The 15,083-nt window shown below is 39.1% G+C and carries 15 protein-coding genes and 2 other annotated features; of the genes, 1 reads left to right on the forward strand and 14 read right to left on the reverse strand.

Going from position 1 to position 15,083, the window contains the following annotated elements; all coding sequences use genetic code 11:
* Positions 1-24: 24 nt before the first annotated feature.
* Together DV702_RS06530 and DV702_RS06535 are read right to left on the reverse strand one after the other, a co-directional pair.
* On the reverse strand, positions 25-510 hold the full coding sequence (locus DV702_RS06530; protein WP_162805740.1) for a helix-turn-helix domain-containing protein: 486 nt from the start codon (positions 508-510) through the stop codon (positions 25-27).
* A 113-nt stretch (positions 511-623) separates the two neighbouring features.
* The gene (locus tag DV702_RS06535; RefSeq protein WP_114924034.1) at positions 624-1,109 is read right to left on the reverse strand and encodes a dUTP diphosphatase; all 486 of its coding nucleotides are present in this window, start codon (positions 1,107-1,109) and stop codon (positions 624-626) included.
* A gap of 94 nt (positions 1,110-1,203) precedes the next feature.
* Here DV702_RS06535 and DV702_RS06540 point away from each other — a divergent pair, with 94 nt between their 5' ends.
* Entirely contained in the window at positions 1,204-1,599 is a 396-nt protein-coding gene (locus DV702_RS06540; RefSeq protein WP_114924035.1) for a sigma-w pathway protein ysdB, read from the forward strand.
* Positions 1,600-1,922: 323 nt separating this feature from the next.
* On the opposite strand, the gene DV702_RS06545 is transcribed toward DV702_RS06540, so the two are convergent.
* The 12 genes from DV702_RS06545 to polA form a co-directional block, all read right to left on the reverse strand.
* A complete protein-coding gene (locus tag DV702_RS06545) occupies positions 1,923-2,213 on the reverse strand; it encodes a DUF1294 domain-containing protein (protein ID WP_240315692.1) in 291 nt (96 codons plus the stop codon).
* Between the two features lie 76 nt (positions 2,214-2,289).
* Positions 2,290-2,649: a 50S ribosomal protein L20 gene (gene rplT / locus DV702_RS06550; protein WP_114924036.1), complete on the reverse strand. Its 360-nt coding sequence runs from the start codon at positions 2,647-2,649 to the stop codon at positions 2,290-2,292.
* A gap of 71 nt (positions 2,650-2,720) precedes the next feature.
* Positions 2,721-2,921, reverse strand: coding sequence for a 50S ribosomal protein L35 (gene rpmI, locus DV702_RS06555; protein ID WP_029052909.1), 201 nt, complete (start codon positions 2,919-2,921; stop codon positions 2,721-2,723).
* Positions 2,922-2,947: 26 nt separating this feature from the next.
* Complete coding sequence (infC, locus tag DV702_RS06560) at positions 2,948-3,454, reverse strand: translation initiation factor IF-3 (RefSeq protein ID WP_114924037.1); 507 nt, start codon at positions 3,452-3,454, stop codon at positions 2,948-2,950.
* Between the two features lie 102 nt (positions 3,455-3,556).
* Positions 3,557-3,703 (reverse strand) — a sequence feature (ribosomal protein L20 leader region).
* A gap of 235 nt (positions 3,704-3,938) precedes the next feature.
* Entirely contained in the window at positions 3,939-5,870 is a 1,932-nt protein-coding gene (gene thrS / locus DV702_RS06565) for a threonine--tRNA ligase (RefSeq protein ID WP_114924038.1), read from the reverse strand.
* Positions 5,871-5,916: 46 nt separating this feature from the next.
* Positions 5,917-6,138 (reverse strand) — a binding site (T-box leader).
* Between the two features lie 411 nt (positions 6,139-6,549).
* Positions 6,550-7,491, reverse strand: coding sequence for a primosomal protein DnaI (gene dnaI, locus DV702_RS06570; protein ID WP_114924039.1), 942 nt, complete (start codon positions 7,489-7,491; stop codon positions 6,550-6,552).
* A 1-nt stretch (position 7,492) separates the two neighbouring features.
* Positions 7,493-8,878 (reverse strand): replication initiation and membrane attachment family protein, encoded by a 1,386-nt coding sequence (locus DV702_RS06575; protein WP_240315693.1) that lies wholly within the window; start codon positions 8,876-8,878, stop codon positions 7,493-7,495.
* Between the two features lie 6 nt (positions 8,879-8,884).
* Positions 8,885-9,352 (reverse strand): transcriptional regulator NrdR, encoded by a 468-nt coding sequence (gene nrdR / locus DV702_RS06580; protein WP_114924040.1) that lies wholly within the window; start codon positions 9,350-9,352, stop codon positions 8,885-8,887.
* Between the two features lie 114 nt (positions 9,353-9,466).
* Positions 9,467-10,489 (reverse strand): glyceraldehyde-3-phosphate dehydrogenase, encoded by a 1,023-nt coding sequence (locus tag DV702_RS06585; protein WP_114924041.1) that lies wholly within the window; start codon positions 10,487-10,489, stop codon positions 9,467-9,469.
* A gap of 166 nt (positions 10,490-10,655) precedes the next feature.
* Positions 10,656-11,255: a dephospho-CoA kinase gene (gene coaE / locus DV702_RS06590; protein ID WP_114924042.1), complete on the reverse strand. Its 600-nt coding sequence runs from the start codon at positions 11,253-11,255 to the stop codon at positions 10,656-10,658.
* A gap of 12 nt (positions 11,256-11,267) precedes the next feature.
* Complete coding sequence (gene mutM / locus DV702_RS06595; protein ID WP_114924043.1) at positions 11,268-12,140, reverse strand: bifunctional DNA-formamidopyrimidine glycosylase/DNA-(apurinic or apyrimidinic site) lyase; 873 nt, start codon at positions 12,138-12,140, stop codon at positions 11,268-11,270.
* Between the two features lie 10 nt (positions 12,141-12,150).
* Positions 12,151-14,775 (reverse strand): DNA polymerase I, encoded by a 2,625-nt coding sequence (gene polA, locus DV702_RS06600; RefSeq protein ID WP_114924044.1) that lies wholly within the window; start codon positions 14,773-14,775, stop codon positions 12,151-12,153.
* Positions 14,776-15,083: the final 308 nt, after the last annotated feature.

The following is a 15,083-nucleotide window of genomic DNA, read 5'->3' on the forward strand; positions in this document are numbered from 1 at the left end:
ACAATGACTGGTAGCGTCATTGTGTTAGAGGTTACGTCTTTTATATTTTGCCAACTCCACTAGTTCAAGTACATCTTTTTTAGGCAATCTAATAACTAATTCCATTAGTTCTTTCTCAGCCAATCGTCGCCCTTTACCACTGCGATAATGCTCTTTATTAAATGCATCAATTTCTCTATATAATTCATCTACTTCTTCCGATGGTTGTCTACTCTCCACATTCATCGTTTCACGAAGACGATCATAAAGTGACTCCACTGTATTGCCCGTTGCTTTTATATAAGGTGTGAATGTTACTTCACCCATAATTAATTCATCTGTAGAAACAGAAAAGCGTTCTGAAATTTTTGCGATCCACGCTGCAGATGGAGCATTTTTTCCGCGCTCCCAGTCTTTTATACGACTAGCCGAAGTTCCGATAGCTGCACCAAATGCCATCATGGAAAGACCACGACGTTCCCTTAGCGCTTTCAGTCGCAATCCAAAATCATCTTTACTCCATTCGTTCAATGAAATACCCCCTAAAACATCTTTCATTCTCTTTATATTATTATCAAAATGGTTCTTTTGTCAATTAATTATTATATGAAGTAATCTGTAGCTCGTATAAAGCTTTTTTCCAATTAATAACCGTTTTGTTGACGTGCATAATTTTCTTCATTTTTGTCGATATATGCCTGAATAATCTGTTCTTCCGTAAACCCTAATGTATTGGCAAGAGCGCCATAATGTTGCCAAATGCTTTTATAATTTTCAAACGTCAGTTCATCTAAAAACACATAGATCGAACGTCCAGTCTCAACAAATAACTGCGTTAGGTCTGTTTTAGAATGATTGCTTGTCGGCCAATTCTCTAAGCTATCATAGCCTTGTTCGATACCGAGTGATAGTAAAAAGTGAATAGAGTCTACATACTCTTCCAAAATTACATCTTTTGCCGAAGCACCTTTCGTACTCCAGAACTTGAAACATCTCGTTTCATTTGCCAGTTCAGCTAATTCTACTAACAATGCTAAACCTCTTTCATTAAATGTATTAGTAGATTGATGGTTTTCTTGTATGTATGCGTCCAGTGCTTTTTGCATTGCAAATAGTTTCTCTAACTTCATGTGATTGTCCTCCTTAAAAATTACTTTAAAAGTGAAACCTTCTTTCCCATTCATACGTATAGGTAGTACTATATAGTATTCAGGAGTTGATTTCATGGTTTTATTAATTCGTGTATTCATTATAGCACTAGTTATTTATTTATTTTATGCTGGAATACGCTATTTGACAGATGCCAAGCGTAAACTTGATGAAGCGTATGAAAAAGAGCAGTATTATTTTTATGATGACGTGAAAAATATTCGTAAAAACTTCTTCATTACGTATAAAGGTGCTATGTTTGAAGGTGAAAAATATTTAGGAACTACACCGGACTCTTTCGATGTCGTCTCTATTTTTATTTGGGTGAAAAATGAAGCAAAACTCCAAGGGATGACAAAGGAAGACTTCCACTTCTTAGAAGAAGAAGTAAAATCCTACTATCCTTTTGCAGTGATCAATTGGAAGAATCCGATTGAGCAATTAATGAAAGGTACGCCATTAGATAATTGAAGGAGCTGTCAGGAAAGTCAGAGATATCTGATTTTCTGTGATGGCTCTTTCTTTTGAGAATATTAAATATAAAATGAATAGATAGTGACTCTGCCTGCTCGGTTACGTAAAATAGCGTTAGGATTCTCCTGAGAGAAACCGGACGCTTTCCTGTGGGCACGCGGCATTATCCGCAGCGCTCTTTTGCGAGGGCCGCCGCGGCGTCCCCACAGGAAAGCGTATCGTCTGGAAGCGCAAGCCGCAAGACTCTCTAAATCCGTTTCACTCCATCCAATCGTCTACTTTCATGAACGAACATAAATTAGCTGACAAGCTCTTGTTTATTAGAATATAGTTGATACTGGCATCTGTACACCGAAAGTATAAAGCAACAGCAACATATCGAGCATTGCCAACAATAAAAATCCTATTCGAAAGTGGGTTTTTCTCGTTTTATGGCGAAATACTTGCATGGCAAGGTAAGCTCCTACTCCACCACCTAGTATAGCCAACAACCATAAATTCCGCTCTGGTACCCGCTGTTTTTTCTTCTGCGCTTGTTTTTTGTCAAATCCCATAGCAACAAACGCCCATATTGATAAAATAGCCATATAAATTGAAAGAGTTTGCGCCACACCAGCTACTCCTTTACACAAAAAAACACTGTCGTTTCCATATAAGAATGAAAACGACAGTGGATTTTAGTTCATCTTATTTTGCAATCGACTTTTTTGCAGTTTCTGCAAGTTGTGCAAATGCTTGTGCATCTGTCACAGCAAGATCTGCAAGCATTTTACGGTTAACATCGATGCCAGCTACTTTCAAGCCGTGCATTAATGTGCTGTACGAAAGACCGTTAATACGTGCAGCCGCATTGATACGAGTGATCCATAATTTACGGAAATCACGTTTCTTTTGACGACGATCACGGTATGCATAGTTGAAAGATTTCATAACCTGTTGGTTAGCAACCTTATAAAGTCTATGTTTTGAACCGAAGTAGCCTTTAGCTAATTTTAATACTCTTTTATGACGCTTGCGCGTGACTGTTCCACCTTTTACGCGTGGCATAGTGCATTACCTCCTGCTTATCCTATAAGTGTGTGTTGATAGATTTCGTTGACCGAAAGATTCTACCGATCTTATTTCATGTTTGTTAGCATTTCGCGAATACGCTTGTAATCGCCTGAAGAAACTAGTGAAGACTTACGTAAGTGACGCTTAGCCTTCGTAGATTTGTTTGCAAAAAGGTGACTTGTATAAGCACGGCCACGCTTTAGTTTACCAGTTCCAGTTCTTTTGAAACGTTTCGCGGAACCGCGGTGAGTTTTCATTTTTGGCATGTTCTGTTCCTCCTAAATTGTTCGTGTTACTGTTTTTCGGCAAGCGGTGCAAGTATTAAGAACATGCTCCGACCTTCCATTTTTGGTTTAACTTCAACAGTTGCTACTTCTTTGCAAGCTTCTGCAAAACGATCAAGAACTCGTTGACCGATTTCTTTGTGCGTAATCGCACGTCCACGGAAACGTATTGAAGCTTTTACTTTATCGCCGTTTTCCAGGAATTTCACTCCGTTACGAAGTTTCGTTTGGAAATCGTGTTCATCAATTGTCGGACTGAGTCGAACTTCTTTCATATTGATGATTTTTTGATTTTTACGAACTTCACGCTCTTTCTTTTGCTGTTCGAACTTGAACTTTCCATAGTCCATAACACGAGCTACTGGGGGCTTCGCTTGTGGAGCAACAAGAACAAGGTCCAGGTTCACTCGAGCAGCAATTTCTAAAGCTTCATTACGTGTTTTGATACCGAGTTGTTCACCATTGTGGTCAATTAAGCGTAACTCACGTGCTCGGATACCGTCATTTACGTACATGTCTTTGCTAATAGTAATCCACCTCCGAATATTGTCTCGTGAATACACGTTTTGGGTATATCGAAAAATTCGACTTTAGGGTCCCATAGGTCCATCCATTTTACGAAATAAAAAAAGTAGACAAATGATATTTGTCTACCCGCGTAAGTAATCTATGCAACGTATGCATAACAATTCACTTATGTGCCAACCTGTCAACAACTTCATTGCGTCGATCAGGTGAGAAGCGGGTAGCCTCTTCTTATACCACAAACTGTATTCATTTAACCTTATTTACTTTACCATACTTAGAAGTGAGTGTCAACAACTTGGATTAATCTAGTTGTCGGATGCACTGTGTAACATTTAAATTATTTCAACTTTGTTAGTATATCGTATCTTACGTAATTTTGCAAATCTATTTTTAAATTTGTATCTTTTAATTACATAGCAACAGCACTTGCGACAATTCTTTGCAAGTGCTGCTACTATATTCTTTAAATAATTACTTCTTCACATCTTCTTGAATCATCTCTAAAAACGCGTCAAACGACATACTCTCAGACTTTTGTTCCCCATACTTACGCACATTAACCTCGCCAGACTCCAGCTCGCGATCGCCAAGCACCAACATATAAGGAACTTTTTGAACTTGTGCTTCACGAATCTTATAGCCAATCTTTTCATCACGGCTATCCACATCCACTCGGAAACCAGCGTGTATTAACTTCTCTTTCACGCCTTCAGCATAATCAAAATGCACATCTGGTGACACCGGGATAACCTCTACTTGAATTGGCGCTAACCATGTAGGGAATGCACCTTTATACTCTTCAATCAAGAAGGCAACAAAGCGCTCCATCGTAGAAACGACACCACGGTGAATAACGACAGGGCGATGTTGCTTACCATCTTCACCGACATACGTAAGATCAAAACGCTCTGGCAACAAGAAATCCAGTTGTGCAGTGGATAGTGTTTCTTCCATACCGATAGCTGTTTTTACTTGCACATCCAGTTTTGGTCCGTAGAACGCTGCTTCCCCTTCTTCTTCTGTATATGGAAGCTCCAACTCATCCATCGCTTCTTTTAACATCGACTGTGCACGTTCCCACATTTCATCATCATCGAAGTATTTTTTCGTATCTTTTGGATCGCGATAAGATAGACGGAATGAATAATCTTTAATATTGAAGTCTTTATATACTTCAATAATCAACATGATGACTCGTTTTAACTCATCTTTGATTTGATCAGGACGCACGAAAATATGCGCATCATTTAATGTCATACCACGTACACGTTGCAATCCTGAAAGTGCTCCTGACATTTCATAACGGTGCATCATTCCAAGTTCTGCTAAGCGAAGTGGCAGATTACGATAGGAATGAATACCATTCTTATAAATCATCATGTGATGCGGACAGTTCATCGGACGCAACACTAAGTCTTCATTGTCCATACTCATCGCCGGGAACATTCCATCTTGATAGTGATCCCAATGTCCAGATGTCTTATACAATTCAACACTTCCGAGTACCGGTGTATAAACATGCTGATAGCCTAGTTTCTCTTCTTTGTCTACAATATAACGTTCGATTACCCGACGGATCGTAGCACCTTTTGGTAACCAAAGCGGTAAACCCTGACCAACTTTTTGCGAGTTTGCAAATAAATTCAGCTCTTTACCGATTTTACGATGATCACGTTCTTTAGCTTCTTCAAGAAGACGTAAATGTTCTTTTAGTTCATCTTTTTTGAAGAAAGCTGTGCCGTAAATACGTTGAAGCATCTTATTATCAGAATTCCCTCTCCAGTATGCACCTGCAATACTAAGCAATTTAAACTCTTTTAATTTACCTGTGGACGGCACGTGAATTCCACGGCAAAGGTCAAAAAATTCCCCTTGTTCGTAGATTGAGACTTGTTCACCTTCTGGAATAGCTTCCAGTAGTTCTAATTTGTACTCGTCATCAATTTCCTCAAAACGTTTTTGTGCTTCTTCTCTTGATACATCATGGCGGACAACCGGTATGTTTTCACCGATAATACGTCTCATTTCTTTTTCTAATTCTGGTAGATCTTCTGCTGTTATCGGAGTTGGAGAATCAATGTCATAATAGAAACCATTTTCAATAGTTGGCCCAATTCCAAGTTTTGCATCCGGAAATTTACGTTTAACCGCTTGTGCCAAAAGGTGAGCCGTACTATGGCGAAGAATTTCTAACGCTTCGTCTGAAGTAGGTGTCACAATACTAATTTCTCCATCTTCGTGTATCGGTGTTTTCAAATCAATTAGATGATCTCCTATTTTTCCAGCTAAAGCGCTCTTGCGTAGTCCGGGACTAATAGAACCCGCAATTTCCTCTGTTGTTGTGCCGTCTACGAATTCTTTTACTGCTCCATCTGGAAATGTTACATGAATATTTTTTGCCATTTGTATGACTCCCTTTCTATTTTTGGACACAAAAAAGCCTCATCCCTAAAGGGACGAGACTTGAGCTCGTGGTTCCACCCTTCTTCCTTCTGCCCTTTCGGATAGACGAAGCTTTCGATCGGCTAACGGGCCGCTACCGTCATCAGCTACACTAGTTCACTGATGCTGCTTGGAGGTGGTAAATTTATTTATGCCTGCAAGGGTTTCAGCCGTGCCCTCACTCTCTGAAAGGTTTAAAATAAATTGTTGTCCTCTTCAATGCATGTAGATAAATTATTTATTTTGAACTGAATAATAGTATAGAAAATTTTTAGCGGAATTGCAAGTTTATTTTATTAATTCTTTTGGTTACATCCTGTTTTATTTGCATTTCAAGCCTGTTGATTATTCCGAAAAAGGAATTATCATTTGAAAATGAGGTGCTTTTAACAAGTAGTTGTAGAGGTAGTGTATTGTTTAGGATTCTCCCTGCAGAGCCGGACGCTATCCCTCTAGAAAGCGTATTTTCTAGAAACGCAAGCCGCAAGAAAATCTAGGTCTACGTCAATCTATCGAATTGCCATAGTCAAAATCGCTTTTGAATAAATGAATGAGAGAATTATACATAAGATAGTTAATCAACAGACCTGTGCATTTCATAGTAATTTATAAATCTAGAAATACTAGATTCTCTATGAGATTAATCACGCCAGTTTTGTCCACCTAATTTGAAAGGCTGACTTACCATACGAATTCTTTCCATTACTCTAGCCGCTTTAATCGGTTCGTTTTCTCCTCGCTGACTAGTAGTTAAATGATGTTCTAACTCATTATAGTTAAAGTTAGAAGTAAAGAAAACAGGCAACTTTTCGGCCATGCGATATTGCAGAATCGTTCCCAGCACTTCATCTCTTGTCCAAGTTGACATCGTTTCAGCACCTATATCATCCAGCATAAGGACAGGTGCCTTTTTGACAAATTCTATTTTTTCGTCGAGTGTCTGATTTTGGATAGATTGTTTCATCTCGCGCAAAAATTCAGGAACGTAGACAACGACCGTTCGTACTTGTCTAGTAGCGAGTTCATTAGCTAGTGCACCTAAGATAAATGATTTCCCGATACCGAAATCTCCATATAAATATAGACCCCGTTCAGGTACTTTTCCTGTAGAGTCGATTTGATTCAGGAAGTCTTTAGCTGCTCTCATAACGATGACGCGACTATCTTCAGATAAAAAGTCGACATTTGATAATCGCGCTTCCATTACTTCTCTAGGCATATACATACTATTAACCATCTTTGATATATTTCGCCGCTCATCCTGCAGTTGCTTCGTTGGACAGACTACGTAATCTAAATCAATTAGACGCTGAGCAATGACTAATTTAGGTTCAAAACCTTTCATGACATTAATGCAACCTTCTAGATTCGGACAGCGATCACACGCATGTGAGGCAGTTTTAAACTCATACAACTTACCAAGGCTTCGATTCACAATTTCTGTATTGACTTCATCAGAGTGATCGCTGATAAAATGCTGGATCGCGGGATCTTCAACTATTTCTTTTCGTAGTTCCTCATACTTTTTTGCTAACGAAGGAGCATTAACTACTCGTTTCATCGCATCACCAAGTCGTTCCATCTTATTTCACCTCATTTTCGCGAATTCCTAATTCTTTCAATAATTTTTGACGTTCTTCTTCGATATTGAAATCATTAGAAGTCTCTTGTTTCACCTTTTTTTCTTTACGTTTATCAAACCATTCAGGTACTTTCTCTTCTCGCGTTGACTTGCGTTTTTTGGGTGCAGATTGTTTACCTTCTTTCAACCACTTCATATACTGATCATGTTCATCACGAGATAATTTTAAAGCAGTTTTTGCATCCGCTACTTTTTTGTTGGCCCAGTGTGACGCTATTCGTTCCGCGAAACTATTCGTGATTTTTCCATCGTTACGTAACATAACGTATTGCAAAAGCACATTGACCACACCGACAGGGAATTCATGAAGCGTTATGAGACGTTCAGCAAGTTGAATATCTACCGCAAACGGTTCTTTACCACTAACTTTCCGCAACATATCTTTCGGTGCCGTATTCTCTAAGTAATAAATCAATTCTTCATCCCGGCTCATATGTTCTTTTGGTGCTTCTTGCTCAACAGATATGTTGAAAACCGGTTGTAATTTGGGTGGTTGCGGCGAACGATTCATCTTATAAAATTCTAATGCCGCTTTACGTACACTTTCTTCAGTTACTTGAAGATTTTCATCTATCGCGATCATCATCACTTTCTGCATATCAAGAGGAGATAGCGTATACAGAAATGCAAGTTGAGCAATCATTTCCTGGGAAATCTTACGAACAGAAGATTTAGGAATCATCTGTTCAGATAGTCCGCTATAAAATAAATCAAAATTAAATTCATTTAAATCGAATGAGACGCCTGGTGCTTTCGCTTTGCCTCGATATTCTTTACCAGACGTAAGTTCCATCGCCTGATCTCCCCTTGCTGGTTGAAACACGTCCAAAAAGGTGCGAGAAACGTCTTGGTACTCTTCTTTTCGAAGTTCTTCGACTAAAAAACGATTGCGCAGTTGGCGATATGGTTGTTCGCCTATTTTACTAAATAAAAACGTAGACAGTAATGGGTCATTAAAAAAAGAAGGCGCATCTAAAGGAGGAAGCAGTTCATAGACAAATACTCGCTTCTCTCCCGTTTCTTTCTTTTTGTATGTGCGTAATAAACCAATTGCCTCCAGTGTTATTCTCGCTTGAAAAATCGGTTGCAGAGCGAATGATAAAATATTCATTAGGTAATAATGAGAATGCTCTTGTGGTTCCGTATTTTCAGCGTCCGTCCAAAGTGTCAAAAATAAACTGACAGCTTCTGAACCGATTAACGGCTGATAAAATAATGTAATCATTTGCCGATCGTACGATGAAAAAGGATGCGTTAACCTCACTTGAAAGGAATCGACCGGCTGGAGTTCTGTATATAGCATGATTAACGTCTTCCCTTCTGGCAAAACGCCTTACTCTTGTTGATCTTTTCTATTTTGTAATTGTTGGAGTTCATCAATAAACACGGTGATATCTTTATAATGACGATAGACGGACGCGAAACGGACGTATGCTACTTCATCCACGTCGACCAGTCTTTCCATTACCATTTCACCTACTTGATTAGAATCGATTTCGACAACCCCAGAACTTCTCAATTCTTTTTCAATGGAAACAACGATATCTTTTAATTTTTCGATAGGCACTGCCCGCTTTTCGCAAGCGCGAATTAAGCCACGAAGTAACTTTTCACTGCTAAACTCTTCGCGTGTCGTATCTTTCTTAACGACGATCAACGGAGAATGTTCGACTTTTTCAAACGTTGTGAAGCGATAGCTACATTTTTCACATTCGCGTCTTCTTCGGATTGAACGGTTTTCTTCCGCTGGACGCGAATCAATTACACGTGTTCCGTTGTAGTGACAAGCTGGACATAACATAGTTGGTTCCTCCACATTTCATTGGTACCTTTCATTATAACAGAAACTAACTATACAACAACATTACGACAATCAAAAAACACTTCACTAATTAAAGTGAAGTGTTTTGCCAACTTATGATGTTACTTTATTCTTTAATGCTGCCGCTACTTTTTTAGCTAATTCCACAACACGAGCTGAATAACCCCATTCGTTATCATACCAAGCAAGTACTTTAACTTTACGATTACCCATTACAATTGTAGAAAGCCCGTCTACAGTCGCAGATTCTGTTGTAGTATTGAAATCAATTGAAACAAGTGGCTCTGTCGTAAAACGAACAATCCCTTTTAAAGAACCGTTTGCTGCATTTTTAAACGCATTATTTACTTCTTCTACAGTAACATCTCTTTCTACGTCCACTACTAAATCAACTAAAGAAACGTTTGGTGTTGGAATACGTAACGCTAAACCATGAATCTTGCCTTCAAGTTCAGGAAGGACTAGTGATAAAGCTTTTGCAGCACCTGTTGATGTTGGAATAATCGATTCACCGCAAGAACGTGCACGACGCAAATCTTTGTGTGGATTGTCCAAATTTTTCTGATCATTTGTGTATGCATGAACAGTTGTCATCAAGCCGTTTACAATACCGAACTCATCATTCAATACTTTTGCCACTGGTGCTAAGCAGTTTGTCGTACAGCTAGCATTTGAAATGACACTATGTTTATCAATGTCTAATTTATCGTCATTGACACCTAACACGACTGTAACATCTTCATTTTTACCCGGAGCTGTCAAGATCACTTTCTTTGCTCCTGATTCTAAGTGAAGTGCTGCTTTTTCACGTGAATTGAATACGCCTGTGGATTCAATCACAATATCTACGCCAAGTTCTTTCCATGGCAACTTAGAGGGATCACGTTGTGTAATTAGTTGAACACGTTTACCGTCTACAATAATCGCATCTTCTTCTGTTTGGATGTCACCATCGAATACACCATGTGTTGAATCGTATTTTAGTAGATGCGCAATTGTTTCAGCTGGATATGTCGCGTTCACCGCAACTAAATTAACATCGTCTTCTTTAATAATCTGGCGGAATACCATCCGTCCAATACGGCCAAGTCCGTTAATCGCAATTGTAGTAGTCATGAAAGGGATCCTCCTGCATGTATGTTATACTTATTATGTTTAATCGTTCATTAGTATAACACATTTTACGATTAAGCCAACACTATTAGATAATTATTTTGTATTTAAATGATTCTGACGACATAACTTTGCTATAACTGTCGATATCTATCGGATAAAATGAAGATTAACGAGGAACTGCTTGCCACTTTTCAAGTATAGTTACTAACTGTCTTTCTGTTTCTTTTATCGTTCCATTATTGTGAATCACAGCGTCAGCGCCATGTTCTTTTATGCTTAAATCCAATTGAGAAGCAATTCTCGCCTCTGCTTCTTGATCGGTCAATTGATTTCGCGCAATCAATCGCCGCTTTTGAACTTCTTGCGTAACCGAAACAACCAGAATCTTTTCAACGTAATCCTGCAATTTACTTTCGAAAAGTAAAGGGATGTCCATAATGATTGTTTCATATCCTTGTTTTATATATTGCTCCTTACGATGAACCATCTGATTTCTTATAGCTGGATGCATCAGCTCATTGAGTTGCTTACGCTTTTGTTCATCGTTAAAAATAATAATTCCTAAATTTTCTCGATGTAGTGTGCCGTCTTCTCTGATTACAGAAGAACCGAATATCTTTTCAATCTCATCAAGTAATGGGTTGCCCGGTTCGACTACTTGGCGTGCAATGATATCTGCATCTACAATCGGATATCCTTTCTCACGTAACATATGGGCTACTGTGCTTTTCCCACTGGCAATACTACCAGTTAATCCAATAATCATTTTCTCCACCTCTTATTTTTGGCAGGCAGGACAATAGACAGATGTTCTACCGGCTATTTGTTTGCTTTTCGTTGGTTTATTACAAGATGTACATAGTTTTTTACCATACATATGCAAATGATGTTGCATCGTGCCTGCATTTCCGTTAACAGAACGGTAATCTGAAATTGTACTTCCGCCTGCGTCAATACTTTCCTGCAATACTCGCACTATCTCTTGGAAAAGCAGGATTTTTCGCTTTCTACTAATTCTGTAGGCAGCACGTGCGGGAAGAATCTTCATATGGAATAATGCTTCTGTTGCATAGATATTACCGCAACCTGAAATGACTTTGCCATCCATAATAACTTCTTTGATCGCTTTTCTTTTATACTTTTCCGATTCAGCCATTTCAAGAAAGTGAGGCAGCGCTTCTTCCGAGAACGGTTCTGGCGCCATTTCCAGTAAAGGCGGGAAATCTTCTTCTGCTTGTAACAGACGCATTTCACCGAATCTACGAATGTCCGAATAAATGAGTAAGCCCCCGTCCTCCATCTCTAAAAATATATGTGCATGCTTACGAAACTTCTCTTCAGTTATTTCATCCGGCGAATCCACGACAAACCACGCGCCCGTCATCCCTAAATGACTGACGAGCAAATGTGGCTGATCTCCTTTTTGCAAATGGAAATAAATATATTTACTTCTACGTACGATTTTAGAAATAACCATTTTTTCTAATTCTTCAAGAAAAGCATTTACGGTCTTTCCTTTAATAATCGTTTCTTTTCCTGCTAATTTAGAAGTTACAACAGTATCCGATACAGAGAGTCGCTTAATCGTCCGTCCTTCGACCAATGGTGCGAGATCTCGTACCACTCCTTCTACTTCAGGTAATTCAGGCATCTCTCATCACTCACTTTGTTTCGTACCAAGACTTGCCATAATTCCAATCCACTTTCAACGGCACATCTAGTTGAATTGTTTGTTCCATGACTTCCGGCACGATTTCTTTTAACTTTTCCAATTCTTCAATAGGCGCTTCGAAAATCAGTTCATCATGCACTTGCAATAACATACGGGCTTGCAAATTTTCTTTCATGAGCCGTGCATCCATATCAATCATCGCTTGTTTAATGATATCTGCAGCCGTCCCTTGAATTGGTGTATTCATAGCCGTTCGTTCTGCGAAACCTCGCAAGTTGAAGTTTGAACTCGTTATATCAGGTAAGTATCGACGACGATTCAGTAATGTCGTGACGTAGCCTTTTTGCTTCGCATCAATAATACTGTCATCCATATATTGCTTCACCCCGGGGAAGCTGGCCAAATACGTATTAATGAATTCCCCTGCTTCTTTTCGTGTAATATTTAAACTTTGCGATAGCCCATAATCACTAATACCGTAAACAATTCCGAAGTTTACGGCTTTTGCCGCACGGCGCATATTGCTATCCACTTCATCTTCTGCAACGCCAAAAACATCCATCGCTGTTTTCGTATGAATATCTGCGCCTTCTTTAAAAGCTTCGATTAGTTTTTCATCTTGAGAAATATGTGCGAGCACACGCAACTCGATTTGAGAATAGTCTGCAGCGAACATAATCCAGTCCGTATTAGAGGGAATAAATGCCGCACGAATTTTACGCCCTTCTTCTAAACGAATCGGGATATTTTGCAAATTCGGATTGATCGAGCTTAAGCGACCTGTTTGGGTTAGAGCTTGCTGGAATCGTGTATGAATCTTGCCATCTTCATGAATTTCTTTCGATAACCCTTCGATATAAGTAGAATTTAACTTCCCGAGTTGGCGATATAATAATATATACTGAATGATTTCATGTTCACTTTCTAGCTTCTCTAATACATCAGCCGCAGTCGAATACCCAGTTTTCGTTTTTTTAATAGGCGTTAAGCCGATTTTTTCAAATAGAATAACTCCTAGTTGCTTCGGTGAATTAATATTAAACTTCTCACCCGCCATATCATAGATGTCTTTTTCAATAAGTCCTAACCGTTCTGTCAATTGTTTTCCTATCGTTTGAAGAACTTGTAAGTCTGTTGTAACGCCTGTTACTTCCATCTTACCTAGAATCTTAGCTAACGGAAGTTCTAACTTACGGAACAATTCTTGTTGTTCGTTTTCTTCCAACTGTTTAGAAACGATCGGTTGTAGCTCCCATACCGCATGTGCTTTTCTCGCTATATGATCTGCTAATACTTCTGAAGCAGGAAGTGACCGCTTTGCTCCTTTTCCATAAACTGATTCGTCATTCTTCACTCCATAGTAACCAAATGAACGTGCGATTTCTGATACTTCATCTGCAGAAAATGAAGGATTGACTATATAAGCCGCCAGCATTAAATCAAATTCTGCTCCATTAAGTTCCATCCCTAATCTTGCAATCGTTGCGTAAGCCGATTTTGAATCGGATGCATACTTTACTGTAGAATGATCTGCCAGCCATTCCTTTAGTACATCAGAAGATTTCGCTGTTTTAGTAGGAATGAAATACGTCTGACTGTCATTTGATAGACCGATTCCTAGAATATCAGCAGATAAATAATTATCGCCGTCAATTTCCACGTGAATAGACATCGTGTCAGTAAGTATATCTGCTGTTATTTCGTTCAGCACATGGACTTCAACCTCTTCAAGAGGCTGCCCTTCTACAGGTACATCTAATTTCTCCAACAGTGAATTAAACTGTAGCTCTTTATATAATTGAATCACTTCCTCATCATTTTTCCCTGCATACTCTAAATCATTAAATGAAACCTCGATCGGTGCTTGTACTTCAATTGTAGCTAATTCCTTACTCATAAATGCCTGCTCTTTATTTGTCACTAAATTTTCTTTCATCTTTTTAGCAGTAATCTGGTCGATTGACTTATATACATTCTCTACAGACCCATATTCTTTTAGTAACTTCAGTGCTGTCTTCTCTCCTATACCTGGGACGCCTGGTATATTATCAGATGCATCACCCATTAATCCTTTCATATCAATTATTTGCAAAGGAGTAATCCCATACTTTTCTGCGATATGTTCAGGAGTATAGATCTCAAGATCAGTAATGCCTTTCCTCGTAATACATACTGTAGTTTGGGCGTTCGCCAGCTGTGTCAAATCTTTATCTCCAGAAATAACAATTACTTGTGCATCTTCTGAAGCGGACTCTTTACTTAGCGTACCGATGATATCATCAGCTTCGTATTGATCCAGTTCATACTGCGTAATACCGAATACGTCCACCAGCTTTCGTATATAAGGAAACTGCTCTGAAAGTTCAGGCGGTGTCTTTTGACGACCTCCTTTATACTCTTTGAATGTACTGTGGCGGAATGTAGTTTTACCTGCATCCCAAGCAACGAGCACATGTGTCGGTTTTTCATTAGCCAAAATATTTTCCAGCATCATAGTAAATCCATATACCGCATTTGTATGAATCCCTTTATCATTCGTTAACAAAGGCAAGGCAAAAAACGCTCTATAAGCTAAACTATTTCCATCGAGTAAAACAATTTTCTTTTTCGTCAAAATTCGGTCCACTCCTTTTTTATCACTGACAAGCGCCTGTCGAGTCTTAACGGCGCTTTCCGCTTTTGATTCGACTAGCTACAAGCGCCAGACTCTCGGGTCGCTTCAGACGGTACAAGAAGGCAAAAAACGCCTTCGTGTAACGTCTTCCAGCGCCTGTCGAGTCTTAACGGCGCTTTCCGCTTTTGATTCGACTAGCTACAAGCGCCAGACTCTCGGGTCGCTTCAGACGGTACAAGAAGGCAAAAAACGCCTTCGTGTAACGTCTTCCAGCGCCTGTCGAGTCTTAACGGCGCTTTCCGCTTTTG

The sequence above is a fragment of the Sporosarcina sp. PTS2304 genome (assembly GCF_003351785.1).
Taxonomy (GTDB): domain Bacteria; phylum Bacillota; class Bacilli; order Bacillales_A; family Planococcaceae; genus Sporosarcina.

Excerpts from the sequence above, each read along its gene's own strand:
- DV702_RS06585 (WP_114924041.1), bottom strand. The coding sequence starts at position 10,489 with ATGACTACTACAATTGCGATTAACGGACTTGGCCGTATTGGACGGATG.
- mutM (WP_114924043.1), bottom strand. The coding sequence starts at position 12,140 with ATGCCTGAATTACCTGAAGTAGAAGGAGTGGTACGAGATCTCGCACCA.
- rplT (WP_114924036.1), bottom strand. The coding sequence starts at position 2,649 with ATGCCACGCGTAAAAGGTGGAACAGTCACGCGCAAGCGTCATAAAAGA.
- DV702_RS06535 (WP_114924034.1), bottom strand. The coding sequence starts at position 1,109 with ATGAAGTTAGAGAAACTATTTGCAATGCAAAAAGCACTGGACGCATAC.
- dnaI (WP_114924039.1), bottom strand. The coding sequence starts at position 7,491 with ATGGAACGACTTGGTGATGCGATGAAACGAGTAGTTAATGCTCCTTCG.
- coaE (WP_114924042.1), bottom strand. The coding sequence starts at position 11,255 with ATGATTATTGGATTAACTGGTAGTATTGCCAGTGGGAAAAGCACAGTA.
- DV702_RS06540 (WP_114924035.1), top strand. The coding sequence starts at position 1,204 with ATGGTTTTATTAATTCGTGTATTCATTATAGCACTAGTTATTTATTTA.
- rpmI (WP_029052909.1), bottom strand. The coding sequence starts at position 2,921 with ATGCCAAAAATGAAAACTCACCGCGGTTCCGCGAAACGTTTCAAAAGA.
- thrS (WP_114924038.1), bottom strand. The coding sequence starts at position 5,870 with ATGGCAAAAAATATTCATGTAACATTTCCAGATGGAGCAGTAAAAGAA.
- infC (WP_114924037.1), bottom strand. The coding sequence starts at position 3,454 with ATGTACGTAAATGACGGTATCCGAGCACGTGAGTTACGCTTAATTGAC.
- nrdR (WP_114924040.1), bottom strand. The coding sequence starts at position 9,352 with ATGTTATGTCCAGCTTGTCACTACAACGGAACACGTGTAATTGATTCG.